Genomic DNA, 20565 nt, shown 5'->3' on the forward strand with positions numbered 1-20565 from the left:
GTTCGGGCTCGTTCGGCGACGAACCGGGGCGGAACCGGGATGCGTTGGGCTCTTGGCGTTCCTGGTCGGTTGCTGTCGCCGGGAAGGGGACGGCGGTGGTGACGCCGGTGGGGAAGAAGGCCGAGGCGACGCCGGTGTGGACTGCGGAGACGACACGGACCGGGAGTGCGGAGACGACGCCGCCGGAAACCGTGGAGGAGGACGGGAATCGGCTGGGGCGGTCCATCGCCGACGAACGCGCGCCGAGGCCATGACATCCGCCGGCCAAGGTTCCGGTGAGTCCCGCCCGAAGGCGTACGCCCCGTGCCGAGGCGGCCGTCACCGCGGACCGTCGGCACCCCGTGCCCCGCCCCGCCCCCGTCGGTGCTCCCCCTGTGCCACCGCGCTCACCGCGTCCGCGAGCCGGTCGAGCACCGCGGACGTCTGTTCGTCGCTGATCGTCAGCGGAGGAAGGAGACGTACGACGCTCGAACGGCGGCCCCCGAGTTCCACGATCAGGCCCCGGCTCAGGCACTCCCGCTGGACGGCGGCAGCGAGTTCGGGGGCGGCGGGGCGGGGTCCGTCCGGGGTGAGGCCGTCGGGGGTGGGATGCGGTGGCCCTTCGGGGTCGACGAGTTCGAGGCCGATCATCAGGCCGCGGCCGCGCACGTCGCCGATGCAGGGGAACTCCGCCGCGAGACAGCGCAGTTGGGCCATCATGCGGGCCCCGACGGTGGCCGCGCGTTCGGCCAGGCCGTGCTCGCGGACGTACGCGAGGGTGGCCGTACCGGCAGCCATGGCCAGTTGGTTGCCGCGGAACGTGCCGGCGTGGGCACCGGGCTGCCAGACGTCGAGGTCGTCGCGGTAGACGACGACGGCCAGCGGCAGGCTGCCGCCGATGGCTTTCGACAGGACCATCACGTCCGGGGTGATCCCGCTGTGTTCCACCGCCCAGAAGGTGCCGGTCCGGCCCACGCCCGTCTGGACCTCGTCCACGATCAGCGGGATGGACCGGGCCGCCGTGATCTCGCGCATCCGCCGTGTCCAGGCGTCCGGCGCGGGAATGACCCCGCCCTCGCCCTGGACGGGTTCGAAGATCATCCCGGCGGGGATCGGTACGCCCGACTTGGTGTCGTCGAGGAGGGACTCCGTCCAGCGCGCGCCGAGTTCGGCGCCGCGCTCGCCGCCGATACCGAACGGACAGCGGTAGTCCTGTGGATAGGGCAGTCGCGCGACGCGTACGTCGGTCGCGCCACCGGAGGCTTCGAGCGCGCCCGCGGTCATCCCGTGGTAGGCGCCGGTGAACGCGAGCATGCCGGTGCGGCCGGTGGCCGCGCGCACCAGTTTGAACGCGGCCTCCACGGCGTCCGTCCCGGCCGGTCCGCAGAACTGGACCCTCGCGCGCTCGGCGAATCGCGGGGGAAGCGTGCGGAACAGTTCGGTGGTGAAGGCGTCCTTGACCGGTGTCGCGAGGTCCAGGACATGCAGGGGCGCCCCCGAGTCGAGGACCTTTCTGATCGCCTCCAGGACGACGGGATGGTTGTGCCCGAGGGCCAGGGTCCCGGCTCCGGAGAGGCAGTCGAGGTAGCGGCGCCCGTCGGCGCCCTCGATCGTCAGCCCGCGGGCCCGCACGGGAACGATCGGAAGGGCACGCGCGTAGGTTCGTGCCGCCGATTCGCGCGCCGACTGGCGCCGCAGAATCCCCTCGTGCGCCGCGCGCGCCCGCTCGGCCGCTCCGGCGCCGCCATCCCGCGCCCCCTCGGATTCCCCATGCGCCCCCACCGGCACCACCGCTGACTCGGTCACGGCCACGACTTCAGGTCCTCCCGCTGTCCAGAGGCGAGTTGGCAAGAGGGTCCGAACGCAGGCGTCAGGCCCCCCGTACCTACCAACGACGCCGCTCGCGTTGGGAAGCGGGTGAATTCGAGGTTCCTCGCCGGTTCCTCGCGCGTTCCTTGCGGGTTCCTTGCCGGCCGGAACCGTTACCGCCCCGCCCCGCCCTGGCCAGGCCCCGGCACGGCGGCAGGCCCCGCATCGGACCGCGGTCAGGGGTACGGCGCCCGGCGTGGCCATTGATGACGTTCCGCCAGGACAGCAGGTCCGGCGGACGCACCCCCCGTAGCTGAACCGTTGCCGTTCCGTCGGACGTCCCGCACAGCGACCGCATAGTCTTTGATGCCGTTCGGTCGTACCGGACGAACCGCTCAGGCACCCGCAGACGCACCGCACAGTTCCCATACGCTCAGGGGGAGTTACACCATGCGATCCATACGCCCGCCCTTCGCCGCCCGTCGAGGCAGGAGCGCGCGCCGCAGAACGTCCCCCGCTCTGGCCGCCGTCGGGCTCGCCGCGGCCCTGGCCCTGACGGCCACCGCCTGTGACTCGGGCAGCGACACGGCGAGCGGCGGGCCGACCGCCTCCGCGTCCCAGGGCGGTGACGGAAAGATCCAGATCCCGGACGACATCAAGAACAAGCTCAAAGAGCACGGCATCGATGTCGACAAATGGAAGAAGGGCGCCTGGAAGAACTGGGACCGGGACGAATGGCTGCGCCAGGCCGACGACTTCATCAACCCGATCATCAAGGGCCTCTGGGATCCGGCCCGGATGCGCGGCGCCGACGACCCCGACAAGAACAAGGGCGTCGACAACGCCGACCTCACGGGTGACCAGGGCGTCACCGACCCGGAACCGGCCCCGGTGACGGCGCAGGCCGTGAAGACGTCCTACCACGCCAACGTGCCCGAGGCGGGCAAGGTGTTCTTCGACTCCCCCGAGGGCACGATGGTCTGCTCGGCGACGGTGGTCGAGGACCCGGCCCACCCGGGCAAGTCCAACCTGGTGTGGACCGCGGGCCACTGCGTGCACGCGGGCAAGAAGGGCGGCTGGTACCGCAACATCGCCTTCGTGCCCTCGTACAACGACTCCGGCAGGACGGCGGCGGAGCTGGAGAGCGCCCCGCGTGCGGAGGTCGCTCCGTACGGCGTCTGGTGGAGCGACTGGGCGCAGACCTCTGACCAGTGGATCGAGCGGGGCGGTTCCACGGGCGGCCAGGGAGCCTCGTACGACTACGCCGTGCTGCATGTGACACCGGAGAAGGGCAGTGGCGGCAAGTCCCTCGAGGAGACCGTGGGTTCGGCCCTGCCGGTGAACTTCAACGCTCCGGCCGTTCCCAAGGTGTCGAGCATCACGGCGACCGGCTACCCGGCCGCGGCGCCGTTCGACGGCCAGAAGCTGTACCAGTGCACGGACAAGCCGGGACGGCTGTCCGTCGCGCAGGCCGACCCGACGATGTACCGCATCGGCTGCACCATGACCGGCGGCTCCTCGGGCGGCGGCTGGGTGGCCACGGGTTCGGACGGCAAGCCGGCGCTGGTGTCCAACACCTCGATCGGCCCGGTCAAGTTCGGCTGGCTGGCGGGTCCGCGGCTGGGCGATGTCGCCAAGGGTGTGTACGACTCGGTCAGCGCGAAGTACGCCGGACGGTGACGCGCACGACGTAACAGGTTTCGGACGGACGGCGGACGGCGGACGGCGGTGGGACGGGGCACGGGAACTGCCTCCGGACCGCCGCCGTCCGTCCTCGGCCGGGACGGCAGGTCCGTCCTCAACCAGGCGGACACCGTGGGGTTTCGTGTTCGGGCGGGCTCCCTGGGAAGCCGTCCCAGACCGGCGGCTCGTCCCGCGGCGGCTGGTTCTGGATGGCCGACGGCGGGACCGAACTCGTCTCGAACACCTCGATCGGCCCGGCCGGTCACATCTGACCGGCGGGACCGCGGCTGGGCGAGGGCGCCCAGCCGCTCCACGAGCGGATGAGCAAGGAGCACGGCGGCCGGTAGGCAGCCCGAGCCCGTACGGGCGTACGAACACCCGCCGAAACGTACGCGCGTCGAACGGCGAAGGCCCGCCCCCTCGTGCAGGGGACGGGCCTTCGTGCATCCGGAGCGATTGCCTGCCGAAGTGCTTACCGGAGCGCGGGCGCCGGGACGTACGGAGCGAGGTCCGCAGCCAGCTCCTCGTGGACCCGCAGCTTGAGCAGCGTGCCCTCCCCGGTGTGCTCCTCGGAGAGCACTTCACCCTCGGTGTGGGCGCGGGCGACCAGCTTACCGTGCGTGTACGGCACGAGTGCCTCGATCTCGACCGAGGGACGCGGCAGCTCGTTGTCGATCAGCGCGAGCAGCTCGTCCATCCCCTGGCCCGTGCGTGCCGAGACCGCGATGGAGCGCGTCTCGATCCGCATCAGCCTCTGGAGGACCAGCGGGTCCGCCGCGTCCGCCTTGTTGATCACGACGATCTCGGGCACCTTGGTCGCGCCGACGTCACGGATGACCTCGCGCACCGCGGCCAGCTGCTCCTCCGGAGCCGGGTGCGAACCGTCCACCACATGCAGGATCAGGTCGGAGTCGCCGACCTCCTCCATGGTGGAGCGGAACGCCTCGACCAGGTGGTGCGGCAGATGGCGTACGAAGCCGACCGTGTCGACCAGCGTGTACAGCCGCCCGCTCGGGGTCTCGGCCCGGCGCACGGTCGGGTCGAGGGTCGCGAACAGCGCGTTCTCGACGAGGACGCCCGCGCCTGTGAGGCGGTTGAGCAGCGACGACTTGCCGGCGTTGGTGTAACCGGCGATGGCGACCGAGGGCACCTTGTTGCGGCGGCGCTCCTGGCGCTTGATCTCGCGGCCCGTCTTCATGTCCGCGATCTCCCGGCGCATCTTCGCCATCTTCTCGCGGATGCGGCGCCGGTCCGTCTCGATCTTGGTCTCACCGGGACCACGGGTGGCGAGGCCGCCGCCCTTGCCGCCGCCCATCTGACGGGACAGCGACTGACCCCAGCCGCGCAGCCTCGGCAGCATGTACTGCATCTGCGCGAGCGCGACCTGCGCCTTGCCCTCTCGGGACTTGGCGTGCTGGGCGAAGATGTCGAGGATCAGGGCCGTACGGTCGATGACCTTGACCTTGACGACGTCCTCGAGGTGGATCAGCTGGCCGGGGCTCAGCTCACCGTCACAGATCACGGTGTCGGCGCCGGTCTCGATCACGATGTCCCGGAGCTCGTTGGCCTTGCCGGAACCGATGTACGTGGCCGCGTCGGGCTTGTCACGGCGCTGGACGACGCCGTCGAGCACGAGCGCTCCCGCGGTCTCCGCGAGCGCGGCCAGCTCGGCCAGCGAGTTGTCCGCGTCCCGGATGGTCCCCGTGGTCCAGACACCGACGAGGACGACCCGCTCCAGGCGGAGCTGGCGGTACTCGACCTCGGTGACGTCCTCGAGCTCGGTGGAGAGGCCCGCCACACGGCGCAACGCCGCGCGCTCGGAGCGTTCGAACTGCTCGCCGTCCCGGTCTCCGTCGATCTCGTGGCTCCAGGCGACGTCCTCTTCCATCAGGGCATCGGCCCGAAGACCTTCGGGGTAGTTCTGCGCGGAACCCTGCGCGTCCTGGGAAGGGGAAGAAGAGGAGGTCATTGGATCCTTACGTAGCTGGGGAGAGCCGGACCGACGAATGTCGTCCGTCACAGAGAACAACGCCCGAGGCCACCGGGAGATTCCCGGTTCCGGCCGGGCCAACCCTCCGAAGGGGCCACCGCGCCGCCGGCTCGAAGATGGTCGCACGGTACGGCCTGTCTCGTCACGCGACTTATCGGGACCCGCCGGACACCCGCGGGCATCACTCCCGCGGGGTGCCGTCGTGCGCCAGGCCCCGTCGGTTCAGGGGCCCGCGGGCGCCGCTTCCTCACGCGCTCCTGTGTGCCTTGCGTGCCTTCGGGGCGTCGCTCTTCCAGTCCGGGTGCCCCGGCATCGGCGGTGTCCTCTCGTCGTACAGCCACGCCTTGAAGAACCCGCTCAGATCGCGTGCCGCGACGGCGGAGGCGAGGTCCACGAAGTCGGCCGTCGAGGCCACGCCGTCGCGGTTGACGCCGACCCATGTCCGCTCCAGGCGCTCGAAGGCCGGGCGGCCGATCTCCTGGCGCAGCGCGTACAGGGCCAGGGCCGCGCCGTCGTAGACGTTCGGCCGGAAGATGCTGATCTTCTGGCCGGGCTTGGGTCCCTTGGGCTTCGCGGGCGGCCCGCCGGTGGCGCGCCAGGAATCGGACAGCCGGTAGGCCGCCTTCATCCGCTTCTCCATGGGCTTGTTCGCCTTCTCCTCCGCGTATAGCGCTTCGTACCAGGTGGCGTGCCCTTCGTTGAGCCACACGTCGGACCAGGCGCGGGGGGTGACACTGTCGCCGAACCACTGGTGCGACAGCTCGTGCACCATGATCGAATCGACGTACCACTTCGGGTACGCGGGCTCGGTGAAGAGTTCCTTCTCGAAGAGCGAGAGCGTCTGCGTCTCCAGCTCGAAGCCGGTCTGCGCCTGGGCCATCAGCAGCCCGTAGGTCTCGAAGGGGTACCGCCCGACCTTGCTCTCCATCCAGGCGATCTGGCCGGGGGTCTTGCGGAGCCACGGTTCGAGCGCCGCGCGGTCGGCGCGGGGGATCACATCGCGTACGGGCAGTCCGTGCGGCCCCTGCCGGTGCAGCACGGCGGAGCGGCCGACGGACACCTGGGTCAGCTCGGTGGCCATGGGGTGCTCGGTCCGGTACGTCCAGGTCGTGGCCCCCCGGGCCCGGTGGGTGCCCTCGGGCAGACCGTTGGCGACGGCCGTGTACGCGTCGGGGGCCGTCACGTGGATGGTGAACATCGCCTTGTCGGAGGGGTGGTCGTTGCACGGGAAGACCAGGTGCGCGGCGTCGGCCTGGCCGGCCATCGCGAGCCCGTCCTTGGTCCGTACCCAGCCGCCGTCCTGGCCCTTCGCGCTGACCGGATCGCTGGTGTGACGCACGGTGATACGCAGCGGACTCCCGGCGGGCAGCGGTTCGGCCGGCGTCACCACCAGGTCGTCGCCGGCCTTCGCGAAGCCGGCCGAGGCTCCGTTGACCTCGACCGATCGCACCGTGCCGTGCGCGAAGTCGAGGTTGACGCGGTCGAGCGGGGCGGTGGTCAGGGCGTCGATCGTGGTGACGGCCGTGAGCGGCTTGTCGTTGCTGCCGCGGTAGACGAAGTCGAGGTCGTACGACTCGACGTCGTACCCGGGGTTGCCGAGGGTGGGGAAGAGGCGGTCACCGACCCCCAGGGGCACGGCCGGATCCGGGGCGCTCGCGGCGATCAGGCAGACGGATACGGCCGAGGAGAGCAGGGCCGCCGTGACGCGGCGGCTCCTCGGGCGTGCGGGCGTGGGGGTGGGGTTGAGCGGCATGGACCACCGCTATCAGCGCGCGCCGGTCCCGCGCTGACGACTCGCGTCCGGCCCACCCGAACGGGTCGGTCCGGAGACTCATTGGGGCCAGCGCGCGGAGCCGGCATCGGGCGCCCGGCATCCGACGTCGGCCGGGCCGCCGTCGCCTGTTGCCCAGCGGGCCGTCGTCGGCCGGTGCCCCGGGGCTACATTCGTACGGTGCCTACCGGGTCGCCGGCGTCCGGTAGGCACAGGGCCGCCGCCGCCCGACGTCCACCGGGCCGCCATCGTCCGGCACTTACCGAGTCGCCGTCGCCCGGTGTCTCCGGGGCCGCCGTCGCCCGGTGTCTACTGGGCTGCCGTCGCCGGATGCTGGGCCCGGCTCACGTCGTACACGCCGGGCACATTGCGCATCGCGCGCATCAGGACCTGGAGGCGGGCCGCGTCCGGGAGTTGGAGCGTGTAGGTGTGGCGCACGCGCTGCTGGCTCGGGGGTTCGACGGTCGCGGAGACGATGGCGACGCCCTCCGCCGCGATGGCTTCGGTGAGGTCGGCGAGCAGATGCGGGCGTCCGAAGGACTCGGCGACCAGGGTGACGCGGCACTCGGTGGTGTCCCCCCAGCGCACGCCGACCTCGGGGCGCCCTGCGCTCTTCATGCGCGCCGCTCCGGCGCACTCCACGCGGTGCACGGTGACCACTCCCCCGCGGACGGCGAAGCCGGTCACCTCGTCGGGCGGTACGGGCGTACAGCAGCCGGCCATGCGTACGGACGCGCTGGGCGGGTCGGCGACGGCACTGGCGGGGCGGGTGACCTGCGCCTCGGCGGGGCGGGCCGGGGCCTCGACGGACGGCCTGGGGCCCGTGGCGGAGGTTCTGGACGCCTCCTCGTCGCCGGGTGCCGGGTGCGTGGCCATCCAGCGCTGGATGGCGATCCGCGCGGCGGCCGTGTGGGCGTGCTCCAGCCACTCCCTGGACGGCTCGGAGGCGGGATCCTGGCCCATGAGGAGCTGAACGGTGTCGCCGTCCTTCAGGACCGTACTCAGCGTCGCCAGGCGGCCGTTGACGCGGGCGCCGATGCAGGCGTGCGCGTCCTCGCCGTACTGCGCGTACGCCGCGTCGACACAACTGGCGCCCTCCGGAAGGCCCAACGAGCCCCCGTCGGCGCGGAAGACGGTGATCTCGCGGTCCTGGGCGAGGTCTTCGCGGAGCGTCGACCAGAACGTGTCCGGGTCCGGGGCGCCCTGCTGCCAGTCGAGCAGCCGGGAGAGCCACCCGGGGCGGGTGGGGTCGGCGCGCTCGCCGTCGAAGGGGCCCCCGCCGCCGTCCGGCTGATCATCCGACGGCGCAGCGTAGGGATTGCCGAGCGCGATGACTCCGGCCTCGGCGACCTTGTGCATCTGGTGTGTGCGGATGAGGACTTCGGCGACCTGGCCGTCACCGCGGGTGACGGCCGTGTGCAGCGACTGGTACAGGTTGAACTTGGGGACGGCGATGAAGTCCTTGAACTCCGACACCACCGGGGTGAGACAGGTGTGCAGTTCGCCGAGGACGCCGTAGCAGTCGGCGTCCTCGTTGACGAGCACCAGCAGACGTCCGAAGTCGGCGCCGCGCATCGGGCCGCGCTTGCGCGACACCCGGTGCACGGAGACGAAGTGCCGTGGCCTTATGAGGACTTCGGCCTGGATCCCGGCATCGCGCAGCACCACGCGTACCTCTTCCGCGATCTCCGCGAGGGGGTCGCCGTCGCGGCTCGCGTTCTCGGAGATGAGCTCCCGGGTGTGCGCGTACTCCTCGGGGTGCAGGATCGCGAAGACGAGGTCTTCCAGTTCGGTCTTGAGTGCCTGCACACCGAGGCGCTCGGCGAGCGGGATCAGCACGTCCCGGGTCACTTTGGCGATCCGCGCCTGTTTCTCGGGGCGCATGACGCCGAGGGTCCGCATGTTGTGCAGGCGGTCCGCGAGCTTGATCGACATCACCCGGACGTCGTTGCCCGTCGCGACGAGCATCTTGCGGAAGGTCTCCGGTTCGGCGGCGGCGCCGTAGTCGACCTTCTCCAACTTGGTGACGCCGTCGACCAGATAGCAGACCTCGTCGCCGAACTGCTCCCGTACCTGATCGAGCGTCACCTCCGTGTCCTCGACGGTGTCGTGGAGCAGAGATGCGGTCAACGTCGTTGTCTCGGCGCCGAGTTCGGCGAGGATCAGCGTCACGGCGAGCGGGTGCGTGATGTACGGCTCGCCGCTCTTGCGCATCTGGCCGCGGTGCGAGGACTCCGCGAGCACGTACGCCCGGCGCAGGGGCTCGAGCTTGGCGTCGGGGTGGTGGGCACGGTGGGCGTCGGCCACATGCCCGATCGCGTCCGGCAGCCGGTCGCGGGTCGCGGGTCCGAGCAGTGCGGCCCGTCCCAGCCGGCGCAGGTCGATCCGGGGACGCGACTTCCTACGGTACGCCGGGGGCACCGCCGGCTCCAGCGGCGCCGAGCGCTGGGGGGCGGGCGTTGCAGGGCCTGGCGTCGCGGGATTCGTCGCCTCCGCACTCATGGGCACCTCCGGCTGCGTAAGACCGGCGGACGGGTGCCCCATGGCGTACTCGGCTCAGGGGATGGTGTCGATCCCCCGTCCGGGCCGGTGCTTGATGCTACCGACCCCACCACGCCCGGCTGACCGCCTCTCGCCGAGCGTGAAACGGATCACCCATTCGAGCGAAGGTTTTGGGGTTTACAGTTTCGAACTCCTGGAACGGACGGCATGGACGTACGACGTCCGACCAGTGACGCCGAACAGCATCGAACCTGTACGGCCGCCGTCGAACCGCTGCGGCCGATCCCGTATTCGTGCAGCCGGCCCCGTGTCCGTGCAGCCGTGTATTCGCGTGCCGTCGGACCGGCGCAGGCGTACGACTTCGCGGCCGGTGTGCGGAGAGGGAGCGTGTCGGCAGTGAGGCCGAGCGCGCCGGCCCCGCTGCGCGGCTCAGCGCAGGGTGCCGTCCAGCCACTCCGCGTCGATCTCGCCCTCGGCGACGATCACCGCGGGGCCCGTCATCTCGATCTCGCCGTCCGCGCGCTCGGTGATCACCAGGCGTCCGCCGGGCACGTCGACGGTGTACGTCGCCGGGGTGCCGGTCACGGCGGGGTCGGCGTTGTCGCGGCGGGCCGCGGCGACGGCCACGGCGCACGCGCCCGTGCCGCAGGAGCGGGTCTCGCCGGAGCCGCGCTCATGGACCCGCAGGGCGACATGGCGTGGCCCGCGGTCGACCACGAACTCGACGTTGACCCCGTCCGGGTACGCCGACTCCGGGGTGAACGGCGGCGGCGTGAACAGGTTCCCGGCGTGCGCGAGGTCGTCCACGAAGGCGACGGCGTGCGGGTTGCCCATGTTCACGTTGCGCGCGGGCCAGCTGCGCTCGCCGACGCTCACCGTGACCTCCCCCTCGGGGAGGAGCGCCTTGCCCATGCCGACGGTGACATCTCCGTCCTTGGCGATGTGCACGGGCTTCACGCCCCCGCGCGTGGCGATCGCGCTGTCACCTTCGGCCACATAACCGGCGCGGTGGAGGTAGCGGGCGAACACACGCACTCCGTTGCCGCACATCTCGGCGACCGAGCCGTCGCCGTTGCGGTAGTCCATGAACCACTCCGCCTCGGCCGCCATCCCCTTGGCCTCGGGGTGCTCGGCGGACCGCACGACGTGCAGCAGCCCGTCGCCGCCGATGCCCGCGCGGCGGTCGCACAGGGCGGCGACAGCGGCGGGAGGAAGGTCGATGACGTTCTCCGGGTCCGGGATGATCACGAAGTCGTTCTCGGTCCCGTGCCCCTTGAGGAAGGCGATCCGCGTGCTCATTCCTCGATCGTACGGGGTCGGTACGACAGTCCGGCCGGCGCGGGGCGGGGCAGCGCGACACTCCGGTCAGCGCCGGCCCAGGTGGCACGGCACTCCCGTCCACGCCGGGCCGAGGAGCTACGACGCCCGTCCCGGCCGCACCCGGACGAGGTCGCTGGGACACAAGCGTCAGCGTCGGACGGCGTCGGCACGACACCCTCGTCCGCACCGGCACCAGGCACAGGCGGCTACGGCCGTCCCGTCAGCGCCGGGCCCAGTCGGCTACGACCCCCCACTCGTCCACACCTGGCGGTGTCGGTTCGTCACGCCCGTCCGTGCCGGGCGAGGGACCCGGACCGGGCCCATGTCCTGGTGGACACCGGCCCGTGGGGTCAGCGCAGTCGGGCCACGCGCCACACGGCGAGCACGGCGACCGCGGCGACGACCACGACGTACGCGATCACCACCCGCCAGTCGGCGCGTCGTCCGGAGCCGCGCGGCGGAAGGCCGGGCAGGGCGTAGCCGACCCGGCGGGCGGCCATCATGCCCCAGCCGGCCGCGCACAGGCAGATCAGCAGCCCGAGCATGGCGACCACGGCACCGCCGTCACCGAACTCGAAGGCGAGCGGGAAGGCGAACATCAGAGAGCCCGTCGCGGCCAGCGCGATGATGGGCGCGAGCTGCCAGATGCGCAGCAGACGCTGCGGGCGCAGCTCGACCTCGACCTCCGGCTCCGGGGACATCGCACCGGGCTCGGGGCCGTCGGCGATCACCCCTCCGGGGGTGTCCTCGGGGCCGTCGGAGCTCAGACGCTCTCCGCCCAGCTCCGGCTCGACGCCGGGATCGGCGTCCGGATCGATGCTCAGACGAACTCCGTCCGGATCAGCACCGTACTCAGTGCCTCGTGCAGTGTCGCGAGGGCCGGCCTCCATCGCCACGCGCCCTCCCAACTCGGACTTCACTGGTCGATCGAAGCTTGATGATGGCACGGCACCGGAGGCCCGGATGGCGGCCGGAGCGTCCCGATGCCATGACGTGATCAGGCTGTGACCGGTCGTTCGACCAACGCCAGTGCGAGTTCCGGAAGTTCTGTGAGATCCGCCGCAGCCCCACTGAGCCAATGCACCCTGGGGTCGCGCCGGAACCATGAATCCTGACGGCGCGCGAAGCGCTTGGTGGCGCGAACGGTCTCGGCGCGGGCCTCGTCCTCGGTGCACTCCCCGGCGAGCGCCGCGAGGACCTGCTGATACCCGAGCGCGCGTGACGCCGTGCGCCCCGCGCGCAGGCCGTGCGCCTCCAGAGTGCGGACTTCGTCCACGAGCCCGGCCTCCCACATCCGGTCCACCCGGCGCGCGATGCGCTCGTCGAGCTCGGGGCGCGCCACGTCGACACCGATCTGGAGGGTGTCGTACACGGACTCGTGGCCGGGCAGATTGGCGGTGAACGGCTTGCCGGTGATCTCGATGACTTCGAGGGCGCGGACGATACGGCGGCCGTTGCTGGGCAGGATCGCCTGGGCGGCCCCGGGGTCGGCCATGGCGAGCCGCGCGTGCAGGGCCCCGGAACCGCGCAGGGTCAGCTCCTCCTCCAGGCGGGCGCGCACCTCGGGGTCGGTGCCGGGGAACTCCATCTTGTCGACGGCCCCGCGGACGTAGAGTCCGGAGCCGCCCACCAGGACCGGCCAGCGCCCCTCGGCGAGCAGCGCGTCGATGCGGGCGCGGGCGAGCCGCTGGTACTCGGCGACGCTCGCGGTGACCGTCACGTCCCAGACGTCCAGGAGGTGGTGCGGGACGCCGCCGCGCTCGTCGGGCGTCAGCTTGGCGGTGCCGATGTCCATCCCTCGGTACAACTGCATGGAGTCGGCGTTGACCACCTCGCCTCCGAGGTGCCTGGCGAGGAAAACGCCCAGATCGGACTTTCCTGCCGCGGTCGGTCCGACGACGGCGATGACCCGGGGGGTGGGGGGTGCGCTACTCACGGCCCCAGTCTCGCAAACCCGGGGACCTCTTCTCCAACGAGCTACGTGACGCCAGGGGTCCGGGTTCGTTCCCCCTTGCGAGGTTCCAGCCGCCGGTTTCGAGAACCGGTGACCCGGATGACGCAATGGGACGCACCGGGCAACGCGGAATGTCGCCCCCACGAGAACGTATGGAGCGGATATGGGCGTTTTTGAACGACTTCTCCGGAGGTCAAGGGCTACGGAGAAGGCACCGACCGCCGAGGTGCGGGCCGCCGCGCAGCCGGTCGCCGCCGAGGCGGAGATGACGACGGAGGCGGAGGTGACGACGGAGGCGAAGGGTTCGTCCGAGACGAAGGACTCGCCCGTGAACGAGGGCGAGGCGACGGCGGGGACCGCCGGGGCCGTCACCACCGAGGACGTCGACATCCCCAAGCAGCAGACCGCCGAACAGGCCGCCGACAACGAGGCCGGCAAGGGCTCCCCCACGTAACCGCCCCGCGAGGGAAGGCGAACCATGGGTCTGATGGACAATCTGAAAGCCAGGCTGGAGCCCGCCGAGGACAAGGTCTCCGGGCTCGCGCAGCAGCACGGGCACAAGGTCACTCACGGCCTCGACAAGGCCGCGAAGGTGGTCGACGAGAAGACCGGGCACAAGTACAGCGACAAGATCCAGACGGGCACGGGCAAGGCGAAGGACGCCATGGACCGCCTCGCGCACAAGGACGGCGGCGGAGCCGCGAGCCCGCCGGACATCCCGGCCCCGCCTCGGACGTCCTGAACAACCCGCACATCGGCGCACGGCCGCGAAGCGCTCAGGCTGCTTCCGGCCGTCCCCGTGTCGGGCCGCCGTGCCTGACCGCAGGTCCGAGCCGGTACACGGCTGACGCCTCATCCGGGCGGTTACGGCCGACGAATCGTCCGAGCCGCCATGCTCGTGCTCCGGTTCCTACGACCAGGCCGCCACCAGGTATCCCACCCCGTACGGAGCGTCGTCGTAGAGCAGGGCGCCGCCGAGCCCCGCGCCCTCGGCCGCGCCCGCGAGGACCTGCCAGGGGGCGCGCCCCGCGACCTTCAGCTCGTACGCCAGCGAGGTGTCCAGCGACTTGAGGGCAGCGACGTCCGCCGCCCCGAGCGCCCGCGCCACCTCCGCGTCGAAGCCCGCCGCACGCTCGTCGAGATAGCCCGGCGCCTTGAGCGTCCTGCACGCGCTGGCGTCACCCATCACCAGCACGGCCACCCGCCCGGCCCGCCCGCCGATGTGTTCCCCCGCCCGGACGCACCGCTCGGCCTCCAGGGGTTCTCCGACTCCGAGCCCCTCCACCGGGGCGTCGGACCAGCCGGTGCGCTCCAGCAGCCAGGCGGCGACGGCGAGGGAGGGCGGCAGCTCGCGCTCCGAGGCATCGGGGCTCGCCCCTGCCGCGTCGGGGTTCAGGCTCGCCCCGCCGGGGTTCAGGCTCGCCCCGCCGGGGTTCAAGCGCGCCGCGGCCGGGCGGCCGAGGCATACGCCGAGGTCGACCCCGAAGCCGCTGAAGGAACCGCGCGTGCCCTCGGGATACGGTCCGCGACCGCTCTCGTCGGCGGGGCCGACGACCACCAGCAGGTCGGGACGGGAGGCGGCGAGCACGCCCAGCGCGTCCGTGCAGGCCGCGCGCGCGGCGTCCAGTTCGGGTGCCGCTCCGGCGGCGACGTCGGGGACGAGCAGCGGAGGGCAGGGGCAGACTGCGGCGGCTACAAGCATGAGCCGCAGCGTAACGCCGCACCCCGACGATCTGCCCTGGCCCCACTCCGTTTCTGTGGACGTGCGGGCGTGAACACGCCACCGCCCGCCCGACGGGCGTTCGGCGTCCCGCTGCCGTCCCGGTCCGTCAGTCGCAGCCGCAGCCGCTGCCCGCGGCGACCGGCAGCGGCTCCGGGGCGCCGATCTTCGGCAGGCCCAGCATGACGCCCGCCGGCTTGGCGGCTTCGGCGGCGTTGCGCTTCTCCCAGGCGTCCCCCGCGCGCGTGCGGCGCACGTCCAGGACGGCGCCCTCGGCGAGCAGGTGGTGCGGAGCGGCGTACGTGATCTCGACGGTGACCACGTCGCCGGGACGGACCTCTTCGTCGGGCTTCGTGAAGTGGACCAGCCGGTTGTCCGGGGCGCGGCCGGAGAGACGGTGGGTGGCGCCGTCCTTGCGGCCCTCGCCCTCGGCGACCATCAGCTCCAGGACGCGGCCGACCTGCTTCTTGTTCTCACCCCAGGAGATCTCCTCCTGGAGGGCGACGAGACGCTCGTAGCGCGCCTGGACGACCTCCTTGGGGATCTGCCCCTCCATGATGGCCGCCGGGGTCCCGGGGCGCTTGGAGTACTGGAACGTGAACGCCGCCGAGAAACGGGCCTCGCGGACCGCGTGGAGGGTCTGCTCGAAGTCCTCCTCCGTCTCGCCGGGGAATCCCACGATGATGTCGGTGGTGATCGCCGCGTGCGGGATGGCGGCCCGGACCTTCTCGATGATCCCGAGGAAGCGGTCCTGACGGTACGAGCGGCGCATCGCCTTCAGGACGACGTCCGATCCGGACTGCATCGGCATGTGCAGCTGCGGCATCACGTTCGGCGTCTCCGCCATGGCGGCGATGACGTCGTCGGTGAAGTCGCGCGGGTGCGGCGAGGTGAAGCGCACGCGCTCCAGGTCCTCGATCTTCCCGCAGGCGCGCAGCAGCTTGCTGAAGGCCTCGCGGTCGCCGATGTCGCTGCCGTACGCGTTGACGTTCTGGCCGAGCAGGGTGATCTCGGAGACGCCCTCGCCGACCAGTGCCTCGATCTCGGCCAGGATGTCGCCGGTCCTGCGGTCCTTCTCCTTGCCGCGCAGCGCCGGGACGATGCAGAAGGTGCAGGTGTTGTTGCAGCCGACGGAGATCGACACCCAGGCCGCGTACGCGCTCTCGCGGCGGGTCGGCAGCGTGGAGGGGAAGGCCTCCAGGGACTCGGCGATCTCGATCTGCGCCTCTTCCTGGACGCGGGCGCGCTCCAGGAGGACCGGCAGTTTGCCGATGTTGTGCGTGCCGAAGACTACGTCCACCCAGGGCGCCCTCTTGACGATGGTGTCGCGGTCCTTCTGGGCGAGGCAGCCGCCGACGGCGATCTGCATGCCGGGGCGCTTCGTCTTCATCGGGGCGAGGCGGCCGAGGTTGCCGTAGAGCTTGTTGTCGGCGTTCTCGCGTACGGCGCAGGTGTTGAAGACGACGACGTCCGCGTCGCCGTCCGAGCCCTCGGGCGCCCGCACGTAACCGGCGTCCTCGAGGAGCCCGGAGAGCCGTTCGGAGTCATGGACGTTCATCTGACACCCGTAGGTGCGCACTTCGTACGTCTTGGATTCCTGAACGTCCACTGCCTGACTCCGGTCGCCGCTGCTCATGTGACAAGGGTAGGCGGTACCGGGAGTACGTCCGGACGCCGGAGCCTTTGCACCCGTCCCCGGCTGCCCGTCACCCGTCACGCGACGTACGGCCTCCGGTACCCGGCGTGTGAGGTGAGGCTGATCACCCGCCCAGGCCGACGAACCGGTCCGCGACCGTCCTCGCGGCGGTTCCGAGCAGGATCGTGTAGTGGTTGGAGCCCTCGGTCAGCTCGGCGGGGAGGCTCCCGGACCGGCCGGTCCAGCGTTCGACGACGGACGCCTGCAGCATGGGCGGCTCCTGTCCGAGCAGTCCGAGCGGCGCGTGCAGCAGCAGGGCGGGGACGCGGAGCCCTGTGAGGTCGGCGGCGAACAGGTCGGCGGACGTCAGCAGATCGCGCCCGTCGTGCCGTACGGCCTCCTCGCGCGCCTTCGAACGCCGGGCTCCCCGGGGGCCGGTGACGTCGTAGCGCACGTAGGCCTCCATGTCCGCGTTCCAGTAGGGGCCGAGCGCCGGATGCGCGCGGAAGAAGTCGACGTAGGCCACGTCGGTCTCGTAGGTCCGACCGAGGCGGGCCAGCGCGGGGCCGAGGGTGTCGTCGAGGATCGCGTCGAGGTCGGCGCCGGGCGGCACGGGCAGCGGCAGACCGCCGTCGACGAGCAGCAGCCGGTCGAACAGCCCGGGCTGGCGCGCGGCCGCGCGCAGCGCGACGTACGCGCCCATCGAGTGCCCGGTCAGGGCGACCGGCCCGCCCGCGCCCAGGTCCTCCGCCAGGCGGCACAGATCCTTGGCATGCCGTTCGAGACCGTACGGGCCCGGGGTGCCGGCGCTGCCGCCGCGGCCCCGCAGGTCGGGTGCGAACAGGCTCCACTCTTCGGGGAGTCGAGCGGCCATGGCACGAAAGGCCATCCCGGACCCGGTGATGCCGTGTGCCGCGAGAGCGATCCGCGGTCCCCTGCCGAACCGCAGGACACGGAGGGTTCCGCCCTCGACGGGCAGATCGAGTTCGTCCGGCTGGTTCATGCGCTCTCCTGGTCGTCGCTGGTAAGCGCCCCGACGGTGACGGCGGCCGTGCGGCTTCCCCGTCGGGGCGCCCCGGGGGGTCATGCGTCCGGTGCGCTCCATCCCTGCCGCCGCAGCACCTCCGACACGTCCGGTGCCCGGTAGTGCTCGCCCTTGAGAACCTTTCCGTCGGCCCTGCGGGTGATGTGCCCGTCGGGGCCCAGCTTCGTCATGTTGGCCCGGTGGATCTCGGCGATCACCGCGTCGAGGTCGATCCCGTGGACGAGGGCCGTGCCGTACGCCACGTACACGACGTCGGCGAGCTCGTGCGCCAGCCGGTCGAGCGGGCCGTCGACCGAGACCTCGGCGACCTCGGCCGCCTCCTCGGCCAGCAGCTCTCCGCGGTGTGCGGCGAGCTCCGGGGAGACCTCGGCCGGGGTGCCGCGGACGTCGAGGCCGAAGGCGAGATGGAACGCACGGACCAGGGAAGCCGGGGAAGGTGCCGGGGAGCCGGGAGATACCGGAGCGGTGGACGGCGGGACCCGCGACGGGGAGGACGGCTGCATTCGGCGAGCCTACCGATCCGCCGGAACCCCCTTGCGGGACCGGCCCTGGCCAGGACCGCCCGGGGCTGGCAGGATCGCGCGCATGTTCCAGGCACTCCCCCGTATCGGCCGGCGCCGCGCGCTGTTCGGCTCGGCGACCGCTCTCACGGTCGTCGGCCTGCTGCTGTGGTGGCTGCTGCCGCTGGGCGAGGAGTCCCCGAGCGGGACGATCATCTTCAGCACGGGCACCCGGACCGGGGTCTACCAGATGTACGGCAAGCTCCTCCAGGGCGCCATCGCCAAGGACCTGCCGGGCCTGGACGTCCAGCTGAAGAAGAGCGACGGATCGCAGCAGAACGTCCGGCGCGTGGCCACGGGCGAGGCCGACTACACCATCGCGGCGGCCGATGCCGTGGAGACGTACATCCTCCAGAACAAGCCGGGATCGGGCCGGCTGCGCGGTTGCTCGCGGCTCTACGACGACTATGTGCACCTGGTGGTCCCGCGCTCGTCGTCCGTACGGTCCGTGGCGGACCTGAAGGGCCGGAGGGTCGCCCTCGGGCCGAGCGGTTCCGGGGTGCGGCTGATCGCGAACCATGTGCTCGAGGCGGCGGGGCTGGACCCCGACACGGACATCGAGCCTCTCGACGACGGCATCGCGACCATGCCCGACCTGCTCAAGGAACACAAGATCGACGCCTTCTTCTGGTCGGGCGGCCTGCCGACGAACGCCGTGGTGGACCTCTCCAAGACCGACGACATCAGGCTGGTGCCGATCGGCAGCGACCTCGTCGAGAAGCTGCACGAGCAGGGCGGCGCCTCCCGTTACTACCGGTCCGCGGTGATGCCCGCCGACGCCTATCCCGAGGCACAGCGCGGCTCCCCCGTGCAGACCCTGGCCGTGGCCAACTACCTGATCACCCGTGAGGACGCGGACGCGAAGCTCACCGAGGAGCTCACCCGCACGGTGATCACCAGCCGCGACCGGATCGGCGGTGTGGTGCACGCGGCCCAGCTGGTGGACCTGCGCACTGCGATCTACACGGACCCGCTGCCCCTGCACGAGGGCGCGAGCCGCTACTACCGGTCGATCAAGCCGTAGCCGTACTCCGCGGCTCCGAAGCCGAGAGGCGCCACCGGGCTCCGAAGCCACAGCTCCACCGGCCGCCGACGCCTCGGTGCCACCGGTGGCCGAGGCCTGGGCGGGCCACCCGTTCCCGCACAGGCCGCCCCACGGTGCGACGCGCTCCCGCGTGATCCCTCAGGTCACCGGCCCCGACCTCGGTACCGTCACCGTCACCCGCAGGCCGTGCGGTTCGTGGCGGTCGTACGCGATGGAGCCGCCGCCCGCGGCGAGCAGGGCCCGCGAGATGGAGAGGCCGAGACCCGAGCCCTTGACGTTCTGGTGGACCGCGCTGCGCCAGAAGCGGTCGCCGATGCGGGCCAGGTCCTCGTCGCCGAGGCCGGGGCCGCCGTCGGTGACCACGACGGTCGAGGACTCCCCGTTCGAAGCGACCGTCACCTCGACGCCCTCCCCCTCGGGTGTGAACTTGACCGCGTTGTCGATCACGGCGTCCAGGGCGCTGGACAGCGTGACGGGGTCGGCCCACGCGGTGGTGGGCGGACAGTTCCCCGCCAGTCGCACGCCCCTGCTCTCGGCGACCGGCTGCCAGGACGCCACGCGCTCGGCGGCCAGCGCGCCGATGTCGGTGAGGCGCACATCGGCCTCGGCGTGCTCGGCGAGCGCCAGGTCGAGCAGGTCGTCGAGCACCTGGGTGAGACGCTTGCCCTCGGTGCGGACCGACGCGATCTCCTCGTTGTCCTCGGGGAGTTCGAGGGCGAGCAGCTCGATGCGCAGCAGCAACGCCGAGAGCGGGTTGCGCAGTTGGTGCGAGGCGTCGGCGACGAAGGCGCGCTGTTGCTCCAGCACGTCCTCGACGTTGTCCGCCATCTCGTTGAACGACCGGGCCAGGCGCTGGAGTTCGGGAGGTCCGCCGGCGGGCGCGACCCTGGACTTGAGGCGGCCGGTCGCGATGTCGTGGGTGGTGGCGTCGAGGACGCGCACGGGTTTGAGCACCCAGCCGGTGAGGCGCAGCGCGGCGCCGAGCGCCAGGAGCATCGCGGCGATCTCGCCCGCGCCGATGATCAGCCAGCCGTGCAGGGTCTTGGAACGCATCTGCCCGGTGGGCGAGTCGGTGACGACGACGGCGATGACGTCGCCGTCCCTGATGACGGGCGAGGCTACGACGAGACGGCGCTGCTGCCAGGGCCAGACCTGTTCGGGGTCGTGGCTGCGGCGGCTGACGAGCGCCTCGTTGAAGGCGTCGCGGGCCACACCCGCCTTGGGCAGGAGCCAGTTGTCCGGTGCGTTGGCCATGGGCTTGTCGTTGCGGTAGAAGACGCCGGCCCGGATGCCGTACACCTCGTAGTAGCGGGCGAGTTCGGTGCGCAGGGTCTCGCCTCGCTCGTCCGGGAAGCCCCCCTGGGAGCTGCTCGGGGGCTCGGTGACGTACTGGGCGAGGGCCCCGAAGCGTGCGGTGTCGTCGATGCGGTCGACGACCACGCGCTGCTGCTGAGCCGCCGCGACACTCACCGCGAGCGGGACACCGAGCGCGAGCAGCACGGCTGCCATCAGGACGATGAGCAGCGGGAGAAGACGTGTGCGCACCCGTGC

The 20565-nt window shown here is 71.7% G+C and carries 16 protein-coding genes; 4 read left to right on the plus strand and 12 right to left on the minus strand.

Features of this window, described 5'->3' with window-relative positions; genetic code table 11:
• Window positions 1-318: 318 nt before the first annotated feature.
• Complete coding sequence (locus N4G66_RS36145; protein WP_391858945.1) at window positions 319-1791, minus strand: diaminobutyrate--2-oxoglutarate transaminase family protein; 1473 nt, start codon at window positions 1789-1791, stop codon at window positions 319-321.
• Window positions 1792-2238: 447 nt separating this feature from the next.
• Between N4G66_RS36145 and N4G66_RS36150 the strand changes: the two genes are divergently transcribed.
• Window positions 2239-3468, plus strand: a complete 1230-nt coding sequence (locus N4G66_RS36150) for a trypsin-like serine peptidase (protein WP_261708539.1) — start codon at window positions 2239-2241, stop codon at window positions 3466-3468.
• 475 nt (window positions 3469-3943) lie between these two features.
• On the opposite strand, the gene hflX is transcribed toward N4G66_RS36150, so the two are convergent.
• From hflX to miaA, 6 genes are all read right to left on the minus strand, one after another.
• Complete coding sequence (gene hflX / locus N4G66_RS36155) at window positions 3944-5440, minus strand: GTPase HflX (protein ID WP_261708540.1); 1497 nt, start codon at window positions 5438-5440, stop codon at window positions 3944-3946.
• A gap of 268 nt (window positions 5441-5708) precedes the next feature.
• A complete protein-coding gene (locus N4G66_RS36160; protein WP_261708541.1) occupies window positions 5709-7214 on the minus strand; it encodes a M1 family metallopeptidase in 1506 nt (501 codons plus the stop codon).
• Window positions 7215-7541: 327 nt separating this feature from the next.
• Window positions 7542-9734, minus strand: a complete 2193-nt coding sequence (locus N4G66_RS36165) for a RelA/SpoT family protein (protein ID WP_261708542.1) — start codon at window positions 9732-9734, stop codon at window positions 7542-7544.
• Between the two features lie 429 nt (window positions 9735-10163).
• Entirely contained in the window at window positions 10164-11033 is an 870-nt protein-coding gene (dapF, locus tag N4G66_RS36170) for a diaminopimelate epimerase (RefSeq protein ID WP_261708543.1), read from the minus strand.
• 371 nt (window positions 11034-11404) lie between these two features.
• Complete coding sequence (locus tag N4G66_RS36175) at window positions 11405-11944, minus strand: hypothetical protein (protein ID WP_261708584.1); 540 nt, start codon at window positions 11942-11944, stop codon at window positions 11405-11407.
• A gap of 107 nt (window positions 11945-12051) precedes the next feature.
• The gene (miaA, locus tag N4G66_RS36180; protein WP_261708544.1) at window positions 12052-12990 is read right to left on the minus strand and encodes a tRNA (adenosine(37)-N6)-dimethylallyltransferase MiaA; all 939 of its coding nucleotides are present in this window, start codon (window positions 12988-12990) and stop codon (window positions 12052-12054) included.
• 181 nt (window positions 12991-13171) lie between these two features.
• On the opposite strand from miaA, the gene N4G66_RS36185 reads away from it, so the two are divergent.
• Both N4G66_RS36185 and N4G66_RS36190 read left to right on the plus strand, forming a co-directional pair.
• On the plus strand, window positions 13172-13462 hold the full coding sequence (locus N4G66_RS36185; protein ID WP_261708545.1) for a hypothetical protein: 291 nt from the start codon (window positions 13172-13174) through the stop codon (window positions 13460-13462).
• A gap of 24 nt (window positions 13463-13486) precedes the next feature.
• Entirely contained in the window at window positions 13487-13750 is a 264-nt protein-coding gene (locus tag N4G66_RS36190) for an antitoxin (RefSeq protein WP_261708546.1), read from the plus strand.
• A gap of 168 nt (window positions 13751-13918) precedes the next feature.
• Here the strand turns inward: N4G66_RS36190 and N4G66_RS36195 are convergent, their stop codons facing one another.
• The 4 genes from N4G66_RS36195 to N4G66_RS36210 form a co-directional block, all read right to left on the minus strand.
• Window positions 13919-14710, minus strand: coding sequence for a class III extradiol dioxygenase subunit B-like domain-containing protein (locus N4G66_RS36195; protein WP_261708547.1), 792 nt, complete (start codon window positions 14708-14710; stop codon window positions 13919-13921).
• Between the two features lie 127 nt (window positions 14711-14837).
• Complete coding sequence (gene miaB, locus N4G66_RS36200) at window positions 14838-16364, minus strand: tRNA (N6-isopentenyl adenosine(37)-C2)-methylthiotransferase MiaB (RefSeq protein ID WP_261708548.1); 1527 nt, start codon at window positions 16362-16364, stop codon at window positions 14838-14840.
• 124 nt (window positions 16365-16488) lie between these two features.
• On the minus strand, window positions 16489-17367 hold the full coding sequence (locus N4G66_RS36205; protein ID WP_261708549.1) for an alpha/beta fold hydrolase: 879 nt from the start codon (window positions 17365-17367) through the stop codon (window positions 16489-16491).
• 80 nt (window positions 17368-17447) lie between these two features.
• Window positions 17448-17912 carry a pyrophosphohydrolase domain-containing protein gene (locus N4G66_RS36210; RefSeq protein ID WP_261708550.1) on the minus strand — a complete coding sequence of 155 codons (465 nt, stop codon included), beginning with the start codon at window positions 17910-17912 and terminating at the stop codon, window positions 17448-17450.
• Window positions 17913-17994: 82 nt separating this feature from the next.
• On the opposite strand from N4G66_RS36210, the gene N4G66_RS36215 reads away from it, so the two are divergent.
• A complete protein-coding gene (locus N4G66_RS36215) occupies window positions 17995-18993 on the plus strand; it encodes a TAXI family TRAP transporter solute-binding subunit (RefSeq protein ID WP_261708551.1) in 999 nt (332 codons plus the stop codon).
• A 159-nt stretch (window positions 18994-19152) separates the two neighbouring features.
• On the opposite strand, the gene N4G66_RS36220 is transcribed toward N4G66_RS36215, so the two are convergent.
• Window positions 19153-20559, minus strand: coding sequence for a HAMP domain-containing sensor histidine kinase (locus tag N4G66_RS36220; RefSeq protein ID WP_261708552.1), 1407 nt, complete (start codon window positions 20557-20559; stop codon window positions 19153-19155).
• Window positions 20560-20565 lie beyond the last annotated feature (6 nt).

The organism is Streptomyces rhizosphaerihabitans (assembly GCF_025399795.1).
GTDB classification, from domain to species: Bacteria; Actinomycetota; Actinomycetes; order Streptomycetales; family Streptomycetaceae; genus Streptomyces; species Streptomyces rhizosphaerihabitans.